The organism is Ruegeria sp. CDSB114, from assembly GCF_059611025.1.
In genome coordinates this window covers 325816-339396 of record NZ_JBXWOT010000001.1, presented here as the reverse complement: position 1 = coordinate 339396, position 13581 = coordinate 325816, and the positions used below count along the sequence as shown (strand labels likewise).

Here is a 13581-nt window from a genome sequence, read left to right as displayed (position 1 = left end):
CTAAGGTCTGTCAGATACACCTAAACGGAGAATCCCATGCGTTTTGCCCTGCCCGTTGGTCTGATTTTGTCGACCGCCCTTCCGGCTTTTGCTGAAATGCCTGCCCCGCAAGGCCATGTGCTGGTCACCCTTGGCGGCGCGGTTGGGGAAACCAACCTGCCCGCGCGCGGCGAGAATGACGGCGGCTTGCTGGGATATCTGGAGGTCACCCATGACGGGGCAGCTGGCTTTGACGCGGCATTGCTGGATAGTTTGGATCAGGTCGAGATCACAATTCCCTACGGCACAGAGGCCAACCAACGCGACATTACCTTTAGCGGCCCGCTTCTGTCTGATGTGATGGTCATGGCCGGTGCCGAAGGTAAAACGGCCAAACCAATGGCAATGGACGGGTACCAGGCAGAAATTCCCTGGCAAAGCATTTCGACCTATCAGCCCATCCTTGCGACCCACGCCGACGGCGCCCCCATGGGGATCGGAGGATATGGCCCAACGATGATCGTTTTCCCGCCAACCGACGAAGCTGAGGCAGCACAGGATCAGGCAGGTCAACAGGTATGGGCCTTGGCCTATATCGGAGTCGAATGATCTGCTGATATCGGGCGCCCTGTCAATCTTTCATGATCCTGTAGCGCAAACCTGTCGGTCATCCCGGCGATATAGTCCGATACGATCCGGGCTAAGGCAGTCTCATCCTCAGCCTCTTCAATGTCCGCGTGCCAGCGCGCGGGCATCTGCTTCGGATCGCCAAGGTAGATTGGAAACAAATCCTCGACCACTTTGCTGACCTCGGCGCGCACCGTCATCACCGACGGCGCCCTGTACATCCGCGAAAACAGGAAAGCGCGAATTTCCTTCAGTTGCGCCCAAAGGCCTGTTGAGAACTGAATGACCGGATAGCCAAGATGCCGGATCTCTTCGACGCTCTGGGCACCGGACCCTGCGATCAGAGCCCGAGACGTGTCGATCACGTCCGACACCATAACCCCAAACACCCGCCGCAACGCCTCATGCCGACGGCGATAGGGGTCGAGGCCCGGGTATCTGCGATCCACCTCCGCATAACAGTCGCCCACGATCGGCAGTCGCTGATTGTCCTCGTCGCTGAACAACTCCGCCCTCAGCCCGTCCAACAGGTCATGATTGTTATAGGCGATGTCGTCAGACAAGGCCGCCACCTGCGCCTCTGCGCTTGCGTGCGTGTGCAGTTCAAGATTAAACGCCGCATTGCACTCCGCCAGCGCCCAAGGCAGTTCCCCTTCCACCGGTCCGTTATGTTTTGCAATGCCTTCCAGGGTTTCCCACGTAAGGTTGCACCCATCGAACTCGGCATAATGACGCTCAAGCCGGGTCACGATCCGGATGGCCTGCGCGTTATGATCGAACCCACCATACGGCTGCATGATCTCATGCAAAGCATCCTCGCCAGTATGTCCGAACGGCGTGTGGCCAAGATCATGAGCCAGGGCAACCGCTTCGGTCAGTTCTGGATTCAAACCCAAGGCCCCGGCAATCGTCCGCGCCACTTGCGCCACCTCGATCGAATGGGTCAGCCGGGTCCGATAGCTATCCCCTTCGTGCTCAACAAAAACTTGGGTCTTGTGCTTGAGCCGCCGAAAGGCGCTGGCATGAATGATCCGGTCGCGGTCGCGCTGAAAGCATGACCGGAAACTGCTCTCTTCCTCTGGCACCAACCGCCCTCTTGCGCGGTCGGGATTCGAGGCAAAACCTGCTCTGTCCAACGGTCTGTCCTTGTCGCCTGTCCTTGGGCTTTCTATATGGTAGAGTGGTTAAGAAATAAACCTTTGGAGTTTGGCATGAATCTGCCCCCGACAGTTACAGAACGCGCCTTTGACCGCCTTGCCGAGATCGGCGCGGCCGATCAGGGTCAAGCCCTGCGTGTCGCTGTCGAAGGCGGCGGGTGTTCGGGCTTTCAGTACGAAATTGCATTGGACAAACCCAAAGACGACGATCTGGTTCTTGAGGGTAAGGGGCAGAAGGTCATTGTCGACGCAATCTCACTGCCGTTTCTTGAAAATGCGGTGATTGATTTCACGCAAGAACTGATCGGCGCACGCTTTGTGATCGAAAACCCAAACGCCACCTCCTCCTGCGGCTGCGGCACTTCGTTTTCAATGTGATCACCCGTCGGGGTTTCACTCCCAGACCCCCAAGGTATTTCTAGCCAGATGAAGCAGGGATCCGCTCTCCGATTTCTAGACCGGAGAGCTTCACCTGGCGCGGTCATCGGCGCCTCCGCCTGTACCGCCAGCTGATTTTCGGGGATTCTGGTTAATGATCCGTTTCTTCATCTGGCTAAAAATACCTCGGAGCGCGAGGCAGCGCCTCGCAAACCCGTTCTCCGCCTTGCCGTTGGGCACGTTCTGAGCGATAGGTTGCCAAGGACTGTCGGAGGGTCGCGCATGAAAATCGCCACATTCAACATCAACGGCATCAAGGCGCGGGCCGAGGCTTTGCCGCGTTGGCTGGATGATGCTCAACCCGATGTTGTGCTGCTGCAAGAGATCAAGTCAGTCGACGATAACTTCCCCAGAGAGATCTTTGAGGCGCGCGGGTACAACGTGGAAACGCACGGTCAGAAAAGCTTTAACGGCGTTGCCATTCTGTCGAAGCTACCGCTCGAGGACGTCTCGCGGGGTTTGCCCGGTGATGATGAGGATGAACAGGCCCGCTGGATCGAAGCAACGGTGGTCGGCAAACAGGCGCTGCGTATCTGTGGGCTCTATCTGCCAAACGGCAACCCCACCCCGGGGCCAAAATACGACTACAAACTTGCCTGGATGGAGCGACTCTATCATCGGGCCCGCGACCTGATGAACAGTGAAGAACCCGCTCTGATGGCAGGTGATTACAACATCATTCCCCAGGCCGAAGACGCCGCGCGTCCCGATGCCTGGCGCGAGGATGCATTGTTTCGCCCTGAAAGCCGGGCCGCATTTCGGAAAATTCTGAATCTCGGATTCACCGAGGCCTTTCGCGCTGGCACGCAAGGTCCGGAACATTATTCATTCTGGGATTATCAAGCGGGCGCGTGGAACCGAAATGACGGGATTCGTATTGATCATTTCCTTCTGACCCCTCAGGCCGCTGACCTGTTGCGCGATTGCAAAATCGATTCCGAAATTCGGGGGCACGAAAAACCGTCAGATCATGTTCCGGTTTGGATAGATCTAGATCTGTAATCGGCTAAGCCGTGGCATCGAACTCATAGATCCAATCATATTTTCGGCCCAACCGCGATCCAACTGCCATCAACGCCAGTTGCGCCCCGACACGCATAGGGCCACGTAGATGGAAGTTGCGCGCGTTGGCTCCAGCGGCAGCGACCACCCGAGTTGCCCGCTGGCGACGGGTCGCTTCATAGGCGGCCAGTGCTTGCGAAACGCCGGATTGTTCTTCGAAAGACCGCCCCAGAGTCCAGGCATCTTCTAGTGCAAGGCAAGCACCTTGGGCCATGAAAGGCAGCGTCGGATGAGCTGCGTCGCCCAAAAGCGCCACACGCCCATTCTGCCAGCATTCAGCAACAGGGCGCAGGAACAATGCCCAGATATTCGGGTCCTGAACCTCTTGCAAAATCTCTTTGACCAAGCCGCCAAAACCTGCAAATCGCGCCTTCAGCTCTTCGGGATCACCGCGTAGACGCCAACCTTCTTCCTGCCAGTCAGACCTCTCTTCGATTGCCACGATGTTCATCAGGGTCTGATCGCGCAAAGGATACGTCACTACATGCCGTCCCGGCCCCATGGTTAGCACAGCGCAAGGGTTGTTGTTGCATCGGTCCCATGGAATCGTCGCGCGCCACGCAACCTGATGTGTGAATTTCGGTGCTTCCCTGCCAGTCAGGTCAGCACGAATTGCACTCTGGCCGCCGTCCGCCGCGACTGCACAATCAACCCGAAACCTCGCCCCCGTATCGAGGATAATTTCGGCCTCGGACGGGTGCTTTCGCACCCGTTCCACACGCGCACCAAGGTGAAACTCTACCCCTTTTTGAGCCGCCGCTTTGTAGAGAAGATCAAGCAGGTCAGCGCGATGGTAATAATAGGTAGGCCCGGCAGAGGGTGGCGCGATTTTGCAGACCAGCCGCCCTGCCCGGTAATCACGAAGGATCGTTCCATGGGACAAAAGCCCAGCCTCGAGCGTGTCCGCAACAACCTTCAGAGCACGCAGCACAGCCATCCCGTTGGCGCTGATCTGAAGGCCCGCGCCGATCTCGGTCAATTCTGGTGCCTGCTCAAACACGGTCACCACGGCGCCGCGCTGTCGCAGGGTCAAAGCAGCCGCGAGGCCGCCAATGCCACCTCCGACTATGCCGAATTTCGATCCGCTGATGTTCATGTCACCGGCTTAACGCAAAAACGCCGGAGCAAAAGGCCCCGGCGTCTATGTTATCAGATTTTCCCAGCGATCAATCGTCGCGGTGGACCTTTTCGCGACGCTCATGCCGTTCCTGCGCCTCAAGCGTCATGGTCGCGATTGGGCGCGCATCCAAACGTTTCAGCGAAATGGGATCACCGGTCATCTCGCAATAGCCGTACTCGCCTTCATCAATCCGGCGCATGGCAGAATCGATCTTGGCAACCAGCTTGCGCTGACGATCGCGGGTGCGCAGTTCCAGCGCGCGATCGGTTTCTTCGCTTGCGCGGTCAGCGACATCCGGAATGTTACGGGTATTGTCCTGCAGCCCTTCGATCGTATCGCGGCTGCCAGCCATTAGTTCGTTTTTCCAATCCAGCAGCTTGCGACGAAAATACTCTAGCTGCCTATCATTCATAAATGGTTCGTCTTCAGCTGGACGGTAATCTTCAGGCAGAAAAACTTCCTGCTTCATTTTTGCTCCCTCGGTGTGGCCTGCAACGCCGGTCACTCTCTCATTACCTGACATGCGGCAATCCCCTTCTGCGGAGCGTTTATCTGACAGCGCAGTAATTGTCACTATGCAAACGTCGCCCCGGCGCCGCGCCATTGCGCGTGATCTAAATACGTCCAACCAAACAACAAAACCTTGTTTTTCTGTGAAAATTAACTGACCATTTCAGGGCAACTCCAAAAAGACGGCACCGGATGTTAGCGCACGAATCAACCAAAAGCATTGTAGTCACTCGGCAATTTCCCTTCATGCGACGCAGCGACCTGGCTTGTCAAAATTTCTGCTGCGCGGTAACCCCAAGGGCGCATTTCGCGCGACACTTGATGAGGGGCCAATGACCGCACGTTTCCAAGGAACAGCCGAATACGTCGCCACAGACGATCTGACCATTGCGGTAAATGCCGCCGTGACGCTGGAACGTCCCTTGCTGGTCAAAGGTGAGCCGGGAACTGGCAAGACCGAGTTGGCCAAGCAGGTGGCCGGAGCGTTGGGGCTGCGGATGATCGAGTGGAACGTGAAATCCACCACCCGCGCGCAGCAGGGACTGTATGAATACGATGCCGTCAGTCGTCTGCGCGACAGCCAGTTGGGTGAAGAGCGCGTGCACGACGTGTCGAACTATATCCGCAAGGGTAAATTATGGCAGGCCTTTGAAACCGATGAAAAGGTCGTGTTGTTGATCGACGAGATCGACAAGGCCGATATCGAGTTTCCGAACGATCTGCTGCAAGAGCTCGATAAGATGGAGTTTCACGTCTACGAGACCAGCGAAACGATCCGCGCCAAGAACCGTCCGATCGTCATCATCACATCGAACAATGAAAAGGAACTGCCCGACGCCTTCCTGCGCCGGTGTTTCTTTCACTATATCCGGTTCCCTGATGAGGCCACGATGCGCCGCATCGTCGAGGTCCATCATCCCGGCATCAAAGATGCGCTTTTGACAACGGCTCTGACCCAGTTCTATGAGATTCGCGAAACTCAGGGCCTGAAGAAAAAGCCATCGACCTCAGAGGTGCTGGACTGGCTCAAGCTGCTGCTGGCCGAGGACCTGACCGCCGAAGACCTCAAGCGCGATGGCGCCAATGCCCTGCCCAAACTGCACGGTGCGCTGCTTAAGAATGAACAAGACGTGCACCTGTTCGAACGCCTGGCATTCATCGCCCGCAACAAACGCTGAGCCGGTAAACCCTCGGTGATCGCCGCTTGCCTTAGCAAGTCTCGGATGCAAGCATTGGTCTCAGGTTGCCCGGCTTGTCCGGGCAATTTACCATCAGACCCAACGGGACTCAGCAATGCCAGAAACAGTAACAATTCGAGCCTTGCATCCGACTGATCGCGAGGACTGGGCGGATATGTGGCGGGATTATCTGGCGTATTATGAAACGACGGTTCCGGATTCCGTCTATGACAGCACATTCTCGCGACTGCTGAGGGATGATCCGAACGATTTTTCTTGTTTCGTCGCGCAGGCCGACGGGGGGCTTGTGGGTTTGACCCACTTTCTGTTCCACCGCCATGCCTGGAAGGAAGAAAGCGTGTGCTACTTGCAGGACCTATTCGCCCGCCCCGAGGCGCGCGGCATGGGGGTCGGTCGCGCTTTGATTCAGGCCGTTTACGAAGAAGCGGACCGGCAAGGTGCACCGTCTGTCTATTGGCTGACGCAGGATTTCAACCATACCGCGCGAAAGCTCTATGACAGGATTGGCAAACAGACACCTTTCATCAAGTATCAGCGCCCATGACGCGATGGCTCGCAATCTTGATCAGCTTTGTCCTGACCGCATGTGCCACGATTGAGCCTGCCGAAAGCCCACCCGAGATTGTGGACATCGAACCACCCCTGCCCCCTGCCAAGTCCTTTACGCGTGCATATCCCTCGCCTCCGGCGCGGTCGAATGAAAACATGGCAGCGGATTTCATCTCTCTGCATTTCGCACTGGAAGGGGGTACGGCACTGCCTGTTTTTACGCGGTTCGAAACCCCGATCACGGTGCGGTTGACCGGGGCTGCGACGCCCTCGCTTCAAAAGGATCTGGGCCGCCTGCTGACCCGTCTGCGCACCGAGGCCGGGATAGACATCAAACAGATCAAGGACGGTCAGGCCAACATCACGATCGCGGCGGTCAGTCAAAAAGAGATTCAGGCCATCCTGCCTCAGGCTGCATGTTTCGTGGTACCCAATGCCTCAAGCCTTGCGGAGTACCGCCGGGATCGGTTCAAACAGAAAAGCAGCTGGACCAAACTGAGCAGCCGTCAGCGACTGGGCATCTTCATTCCCGCCGATGCAAGTCCGCAGGAAAAACGTGACTGCCTGCACGAAGAGATCGCACAGGCGCTTGGCCCGCTGAATGACCTGTATCGCCTTCCGGACTCGGTATTCAACGATGACAATATCCACACGGTCCTGACCGGGTTCGACATGTTGATCCTGAAGGCCGCATATTCATCCCAACTGCACAGCGGTATGACACGTGAACAGGTCGAAACGGCCATACCCGAAATTCTCTCGCGTCTGAATCCGCGCGGTGATGCGGTGCCGGTACAGCCCATGTCGGAAACTCCACGAGCCTGGATTTCAGCAATTCAGAAATCCTTGCAATCCAATCGCAGCCAGCAATCGCGCATGAGGCAGGCCCGCAAGGCAGCCCGAATTGGCAAGGAACAAGGTTGGACCGATCACCGGCGCGCTTACCCTCATTACCTGATGGGCCGCATGGAACAGTTCGATGATCCACAAGAGGCGTTGCGCCAATATGATATTGCCCTGCAGTTTCTGCGCGCTACACCGGGCACGGAATTGCATCAATCCTACATCACGACCCAACTGGGCGCCTTTGCGCTTTCGCAAGGCAATGGGCCAGAGTTCCTGCCCGAAATCGACGACGCTATTAACGTGATGACACGGGCTGAGAACGCCTCGCAGCTTGCAACGTTGTTGTTGCTGAAAGCCGAGGTCCTGAATGAAATAGGCCGTTCCGCAGAGGCACGTTCCGTCAGGCTGGACAGTCTGAGATGGGCACGATACGGCTTTGGCTCGGATGTAGTGGCCCGGTCGCTTATGCAGGACGTCGCAGAAGGACCAGTCAATTAACGGGGGCGATTAACGCATGATAGTGGTTCTGGGACTGGCGGTGCTGGGTGCGCTCCTTGGGGCGCTGACCGCGCGCAAACGCAACGGCAGCGGCGCCGATATCGCGCAATATGCAGCCGGATATGGAATCGCCTTTGCGCTGGTCGGGCTCATTCTGTCCTTGGTTCTGGTTCGCTTTGTGGTGTAGCCCATGTTTGTTCCCTTTTTCGAAAACCTTCGCAAAGCCGGTATCCCCGTATCCCTGCGGGAATATCTGACCTTTCTGGAGGGTATGAAAAAGGGGCTGGCAACCTATGATGTCGAGGCGTTCTATTACCTCGCCCGCGTGTCGATGGTGAAGGACGAACGCAATATCGACAAGTTCGACCGCGCTTTTGCCGCCAGCTTTGAAGGGCTGGAACAGATCGGGTTCGAACAGGTCCTCGAAGCCGTCGACATCCCTGCCGAATGGCTGGCGAAGATGGCGGAAAAGCACCTCAGCGAAGAGGAAAAAGCCGAGATCGAGGCCCTTGGCGGGTTCGACAAGCTGATGGAGACGCTGAAAGAGCGGCTCAAGGATCAACAAGGCCGCCACCAAGGTGGCAACAAGTGGATCGGTACGGCCGGAACGTCGCCCTTCGGAGCCTACGGGTACAACCCGGAAGGTGTGCGGATCGGCCAGAAGGAAAGCCGTCATCAGCGCGCGGTCAAGGTTTGGGACAAGCGTGAATTCAAGAACCTAGACGACACGGTCGAGCTGGGCACGCGCAACATCAAGGTCGCGTTGAAGCGCCTGCGCCGCTGGGCCCGCGAGGGTGCGGCGGAAGAGCTTGATCTGGACGGCACCATCCGCGCCACAGCCGAGCATGGATATCTAGACGTCAAAACCCGGCCCGAACGGCACAATGCCGTCAAGGTGCTGTTGTTTCTGGACGTCGGAGGCTCAATGGACCCACATATCAAAGTGGTGGAAGAGCTGTTCTCGGCCGCAAGAACCGAATTCAAGCATCTGGAATATTACTACTTCCACAACTGCCTGTACGAAGGTGTCTGGCGTGACAACATCCGCCGCTGGGACCAGCAGACGCCGACCCATGAGGTGCTGCGCACCTATGGTCCCGATTACAAATGCATCTTCGTCGGCGACGCCTCGATGAGCCCTTACGAGGTCGCCTATCCTGGCGGTGCCAATGAACATTGGAACCAGGAGGCTGGCCAGATCTGGCTGCAGCGGGCGCGCGACCAATGGGCATCGAACCTGTGGATCAACCCAGTGCCTAAGAAGTATTGGGAATATACCCACTCAATCGGAATGATCCGCGAGATTTTTCAGGATCGGATGGTGCCGATGACTCTGGCCGGGCTGGAAAAAGGAATGCGCGAGCTGACGCGATAACGCCAGCCCGCGGATCAGGTTCTGCCGAGGCCGGGATTACCCGGCGATGGCCTGAATGCCCAGAAACAGAACACCCGACAACACAGCCGCCGCGGGCACGGTAATAATCCAGGCTGCAATGATCGTCATAAAGTGCGAGCGGCGCACCAGTTTGCGCCGGCGGCGTTCTTCCGGTGCCAGAACCGTCCGCTCAGGCACTGTAATGCGGGCTTTACGCAGCCGTCTTTCAGCATCCCATTCCCGGAAGAAGCCGACGCCAAAGACGGCACCCACTGCAATATGGGTCGAGCTTACGGGAAGACCAAGCCAACTGGCCACGATAACGGTGATGGCTGCGGACAGCGCAACGCAATAGGCACGCATCGGGTTAAGTTTGGTTATTTGGCTGCCAACCATTCGGATCAGTTTTGGCCCAAACAGAAACAGGCCAAACGAAATGCCAAAGGCGCCGATGATCATGACCCAATAGGGAATACTAATCGCCTGGGTGAAATCACCCGAGGCAGAGGCTTGCACGATGGCCGCCAAAGGCCCAACGGCATTGGCCACATCATTGGCCCCATGGGCAAAGCTCAGCAATGCGGCGGATACGATCAGAGGGATGCCGAACAATACTTTGAGGGATCTATTGCGGTTCTCCAGACCTTCGGATTGACGCCGAATAACCGGAATCATCACGGCCCAGACCAGCCCACCACAGGCGGCCCCGATCAACAAAGCCGTGCCGAGGTCGATCTTGACGATCTTCTTGAGCCCCTTCAGCGCCAGATAGCTGGCAAAAGCCGCTGCCATGATACCAACCAGCATCGGCACCCATTTCCGGGCCGCTGCGATCTTGTCGTCCTGATAGATAATCCGCGACTTGATGAACCAGAGAAATCCTGCGGCGACCAGACCGCCAAGCATCGGCGAGATAACCCAGCTGGCCGCGATCTTGCTCATCGTCCCCCAGCTCACTGCGCCAAAACCGGCTGCGGCGATCCCTGCCCCCATGACGCCTCCGACAACCGAGTGGGTCGTGGACACAGGCGCTCCGACCCAGGTCGCCAGGTTGACCCAAAGCGCCGAAGACAACAAAGCCGCCATCATCGCCCAGATGAATACAGTCTGCGTTCCCATGCTTTCAGGAGCGATAATGCCCTTCGCGATCGTGGAAACAACGTCGCCTCCAGCGATCAGCGCGCCGGCACTTTCGAATATGGCAGCAATCGCGATGGCGCCTCCCATGGTCAGCGCATTGGCCCCGACCGCCGGTCCCATATTGTTGGCAACATCGTTGGCCCCGATATTCAGCGCCATATAAGCCCCAAACATTGCCGCAAGCACTACGATCAGCGTGTTGTTGCCTTGTCCGAACAGGAAGGCTGCCACAAGACCTGCGACAACGATAAAAGAAAGCGCGATGCCAGACCCGACAAATGGGCGACCCACCTGTGAGGTTGCCACTTCTAGCCGAGAAAAGCGTCTAAGGTCGCGGTCAAGCGTTTCCAGGTGACGGGCTTCGTGGTCATTGTTGGACATTGTGTGTTCTCCGACGAGTTCCCGTGCGGATAAGGCGGCAGGCGGCGTTTTTCAACAGTTAGAATCCTAAAGAACCCAGTTTCCACTGCGTCATGGCAGCTTGGAGACCTTTCAGGCCCACGGAAACGCTGATGCCTTGCCCTTGTGTCTGCTTATCCCCATATCAGAACCATGCTCCGAATTACTCCGATTCTTCTGGCGGTTCTGTATGCCGTGGTGATGTACCGGATCTCGGTCTGGCGCACCCATCGCGAGCTTGACCTGAAATCGACCGAACTGGCCGATCCCGCCCTCAAGCGTATGACTGACCGGCTGGCGGCGGCGCTGGGGATCGAGAGGGTTCCGGTCTATATATATGAGATCGACCCGGTGAACGGGCTTGCGGCGCCGGATGGACGAATATTCATCACACGCGGGTTTTATCGCAAGTTCCTCAATGGCGAGGTTTCCGCCGAAGAGATGGCGAGCGTCATCGCACATGAACTGGGGCATGTGGCCTTGGGTCATGCACGGCGACGGATGATTGATTTTTCTGGACAGAATGCGTTGCGGACAGCCTTGATGCTGCTTCTGAGCCGGTTCATCCCATTCATCGGTGCGATGATTGCAAACGCGCTGACTGCGCTTTTGGCGTCGCGCCTGTCACGTGGGGATGAATATGAAGCAGATGAATATGCCGCCGCCCTGCTAACCAAAGCCGGAATCGGCATCGGCCCGCAAAAGTCTCTGTTTCACAAACTTGAGGATTTGACGCAGCAACGCGCGGGCGTTGTACCCGCCTGGTTGATGAGCCATCCCAAAACGGATGAGCGGATTGCGGCGCTGGAAGTGCTTGAGCAGCGTTGGGCGCGTGGCTGAGGCTCGGCGGCGAGAGGCCAGCCTCTCGCGCCCTCTGAGGTAATTTTAGCCAGATGAAGTAGGGATCCCACTTAGCTGGCGAGCGCTTTGCCCAGACGCGGCAGGCGGGCTTTTTTCATCAATCCACGCAAAGTCCATGTATCGCCTGACAGGCGGTTTGCTTCGGCCAGTACCTGCTGTGCAAGCTGGTCCAGCCCTTGCGGGTCGTTATACCAGAAACCATGCAGCAGACTGTCAGGGTCGCGCCGCTCAAGCCCTTCTTCTGCAAGAATATTTCTGGGGAAATCCTTGGCGTTGACCGTGACGATGATTTCCGCTGACGCGGCTACTGCAGTGGCCAAAACGTGGATATCAGCGGCGTCCGGCAGCCAGAGCCGAGCCTGCAGGCCAGCATTGGCTGGGCGTTCTGCCTTGGGCCATTTGACCTGCGTCAGGGCAATCTCGGCACGGGCCTGCGCCTCGCCTTCGGGGCCCAGTTTGCGCGCGGCGCGGGCCCATTCCTCGAGGATGCGCGCCGACCATATAGGGGTGAAATGACCTAGTCGGGCGGTGCCCAACAGCATCTCACGCATCACCGTTGGATAGATGACGCAGGTATCGAGTACAGCCTTCATAACCGGTAGAACACGGCCTTGAGGTAACCGCTTTCAGCCAGCTGCGGCAGTTGCGGGTGATCGGGCCCGGCAAAGCCAGTATGGATCAGTTGGGCTGAGCGCCCGGCGCGCCCGATGCCACGGGATGAGGCGTCGCGGAAGCGGCCCAGATCAGCAGCGTGCGAGCAAGAGCATAAGCCCAGATATCCGCCCGGCTTGACCAGTGTGGCGGCCAATCGCGCAATGCGTTCATAAGCCCGCAGCCCTGCATCCAGCGCCTGCCTTGATGGTGCAAAGGCGGGAGGATCACAGATAACGACGTCGAATTTAGCGCCTTCGTCGTTCAACTGAGCCAACACATCAAAAGCATCACCTTGGCGCGTGTCGAATTGATCGGCAAAGCCAGAAGCCTCGGCCCCTTTTGCGGCCAACTCCAATGCCGCGGCCGACCCGTCGACCGACAGCGCCTGTCCGGCACCACCCGCCAGCATCGCCAACCCGAAGCCTCCGACATGGCTGAAGACATCCAGAACCTGAGCCTTGGGTTGAACCAGCTGCGCAGCAAAGGCGTGATTGGGGCGTTGGTCATAGAACAGGCCGGTTTTCTGACCGCCTGCCAAATCCGCCATATAGGTTGCACCGTTCATCAACACGGGCAAAGGCGCATCCGGGACAGTGCCGCGCAAGGTCAGGTTGACATCATCCAACCCTTCCAGACCGCGTGTCCGGCCCGAGGCGTTTTTCAGCACGGTCGTCACGCCGGTCACAGCGACCAGCGCGTCGGTCAACATGTCGAGATACGCCTCGGCCCAGGCGGCGTTTGGCTGGATCACACAGGCCTCACCGAACCGGTCGATGATGACACCCGGAAAGCCATCCGCCTCGGCATGGATCAGGCGGTAAAAGGGCGAGTCAAACAGGCGTTCGCGCATATCAAGCGCGCGGCGCAGACGGGTTTCGAACCAATCAGCCGTCAGCTTGGCGACAGGATCGCGGTCCAGCACACGGCACATGATTTTCGATTCAGGATTGACCGCCACCAACGCGATCGGCGCGCGATTTTCATCCTCGAGCACGGCCAGCGCGCCAGCAGGGATTTTGCGCGTGCGACGGTCGGTGACAATGTCATTGGCATAGACCCACGGGAAGCCATGGCGCAGGCCGCGCGCATTGGCTTTGGGTTTCAGGCGGATACGGGGACGGACTGCAGTTTGGGTCATGGCGACCTCATAGTCGCGAACGCGCCGAG

15 protein-coding genes are annotated in these 13581 nt (G+C 57.9%); 9 read left to right on the top strand and 6 right to left on the bottom strand.

What is annotated here, in order from left to right; translation table 11 throughout:
* The first annotated feature begins 36 nt into the window (after positions 1 to 36).
* Positions 37 to 588, top strand: coding sequence for a putative pterin-binding protein (locus tag AC2FIP_RS01705; RefSeq protein ID WP_496700501.1), 552 nt, complete (start codon positions 37 to 39; stop codon positions 586 to 588).
* Here the strand turns inward: AC2FIP_RS01705 and AC2FIP_RS01700 are convergent.
* Complete coding sequence (locus tag AC2FIP_RS01700) at positions 570 to 1742, bottom strand: deoxyguanosinetriphosphate triphosphohydrolase (RefSeq protein ID WP_496784961.1); 1173 nt, start codon at positions 1740 to 1742, stop codon at positions 570 to 572. The genes AC2FIP_RS01705 and AC2FIP_RS01700 overlap by 19 nt on opposite strands.
* Positions 1743 to 1817: 75 nt before the next feature.
* Here AC2FIP_RS01700 and AC2FIP_RS01695 point away from each other — a divergent pair, with 75 nt between their 5' ends.
* Both AC2FIP_RS01695 and xth read left to right on the top strand, forming a co-directional pair.
* Complete coding sequence (locus AC2FIP_RS01695; protein WP_142633331.1) at positions 1818 to 2141, top strand: HesB/IscA family protein; 324 nt, start codon at positions 1818 to 1820, stop codon at positions 2139 to 2141.
* A gap of 282 nt (positions 2142 to 2423) precedes the next feature.
* Positions 2424 to 3203 carry an exodeoxyribonuclease III gene (gene xth, locus AC2FIP_RS01690; protein WP_271947496.1) on the top strand — a complete coding sequence of 260 codons (780 nt, stop codon included), beginning with the start codon at positions 2424 to 2426 and terminating at the stop codon, positions 3201 to 3203.
* Between the two features lie 4 nt (positions 3204 to 3207).
* On the opposite strand, the gene AC2FIP_RS01685 is transcribed toward xth, so the two are convergent.
* Together AC2FIP_RS01685 and dksA are read right to left on the bottom strand one after the other, a co-directional pair.
* Positions 3208 to 4359, bottom strand: coding sequence for an FAD-dependent monooxygenase (locus AC2FIP_RS01685; RefSeq protein WP_496784959.1), 1152 nt, complete (start codon positions 4357 to 4359; stop codon positions 3208 to 3210).
* A gap of 70 nt (positions 4360 to 4429) precedes the next feature.
* Positions 4430 to 4852 (bottom strand): RNA polymerase-binding protein DksA, encoded by a 423-nt coding sequence (gene dksA / locus AC2FIP_RS01680; RefSeq protein ID WP_142633326.1) that lies wholly within the window; start codon positions 4850 to 4852, stop codon positions 4430 to 4432.
* A gap of 373 nt (positions 4853 to 5225) precedes the next feature.
* On the opposite strand from dksA, the gene AC2FIP_RS01675 reads away from it, so the two are divergent.
* From AC2FIP_RS01675 to AC2FIP_RS01655, 5 genes are all read left to right on the top strand, one after another.
* Positions 5226 to 6071 (top strand): AAA family ATPase, encoded by an 846-nt coding sequence (locus AC2FIP_RS01675; protein ID WP_496784957.1) that lies wholly within the window; start codon positions 5226 to 5228, stop codon positions 6069 to 6071.
* A 115-nt stretch (positions 6072 to 6186) separates the two neighbouring features.
* Positions 6187 to 6636 carry a GNAT family N-acetyltransferase gene (locus AC2FIP_RS01670; protein WP_496784955.1) on the top strand — a complete coding sequence of 150 codons (450 nt, stop codon included), beginning with the start codon at positions 6187 to 6189 and terminating at the stop codon, positions 6634 to 6636.
* Positions 6633 to 7985, top strand: a complete 1353-nt coding sequence (locus AC2FIP_RS01665) for a DUF2927 domain-containing protein (RefSeq protein ID WP_496700504.1) — start codon at positions 6633 to 6635, stop codon at positions 7983 to 7985. Before AC2FIP_RS01670 ends, AC2FIP_RS01665 begins: the two co-directional genes overlap by 4 nt.
* 16 nt (positions 7986 to 8001) lie before the next feature.
* A complete protein-coding gene (locus tag AC2FIP_RS01660) occupies positions 8002 to 8172 on the top strand; it encodes a hypothetical protein (protein WP_185956603.1) in 171 nt (56 codons plus the stop codon).
* A 3-nt stretch (positions 8173 to 8175) separates the two neighbouring features.
* Positions 8176 to 9360, top strand: coding sequence for a vWA domain-containing protein (locus AC2FIP_RS01655; protein ID WP_496784952.1), 1185 nt, complete (start codon positions 8176 to 8178; stop codon positions 9358 to 9360).
* Positions 9361 to 9396: 36 nt separating this feature from the next.
* Here the strand turns inward: AC2FIP_RS01655 and AC2FIP_RS01650 are convergent, their stop codons facing one another.
* Positions 9397 to 10881 (bottom strand): inorganic phosphate transporter, encoded by a 1485-nt coding sequence (locus AC2FIP_RS01650; RefSeq protein WP_496784950.1) that lies wholly within the window; start codon positions 10879 to 10881, stop codon positions 9397 to 9399.
* A 171-nt stretch (positions 10882 to 11052) separates the two neighbouring features.
* On the opposite strand from AC2FIP_RS01650, the gene AC2FIP_RS01645 reads away from it, so the two are divergent.
* Positions 11053 to 11739, top strand: coding sequence for a M48 family metallopeptidase (locus AC2FIP_RS01645; RefSeq protein ID WP_142633315.1), 687 nt, complete (start codon positions 11053 to 11055; stop codon positions 11737 to 11739).
* A gap of 71 nt (positions 11740 to 11810) precedes the next feature.
* On the opposite strand, the gene AC2FIP_RS01640 is transcribed toward AC2FIP_RS01645, so the two are convergent.
* Together AC2FIP_RS01640 and AC2FIP_RS01635 are read right to left on the bottom strand one after the other, a co-directional pair.
* On the bottom strand, positions 11811 to 12353 hold the full coding sequence (locus AC2FIP_RS01640) for an RSP_2648 family PIN domain-containing protein (protein WP_496784948.1): 543 nt from the start codon (positions 12351 to 12353) through the stop codon (positions 11811 to 11813).
* Positions 12350 to 13552: an RSP_2647 family RNA methyltransferase gene (locus AC2FIP_RS01635; protein WP_496784946.1), complete on the bottom strand. Its 1203-nt coding sequence runs from the start codon at positions 13550 to 13552 to the stop codon at positions 12350 to 12352. The genes AC2FIP_RS01640 and AC2FIP_RS01635 overlap by 4 nt, the downstream gene beginning before the upstream one ends.
* Between the last annotated feature and the right edge of the window lie 29 nt (positions 13553 to 13581).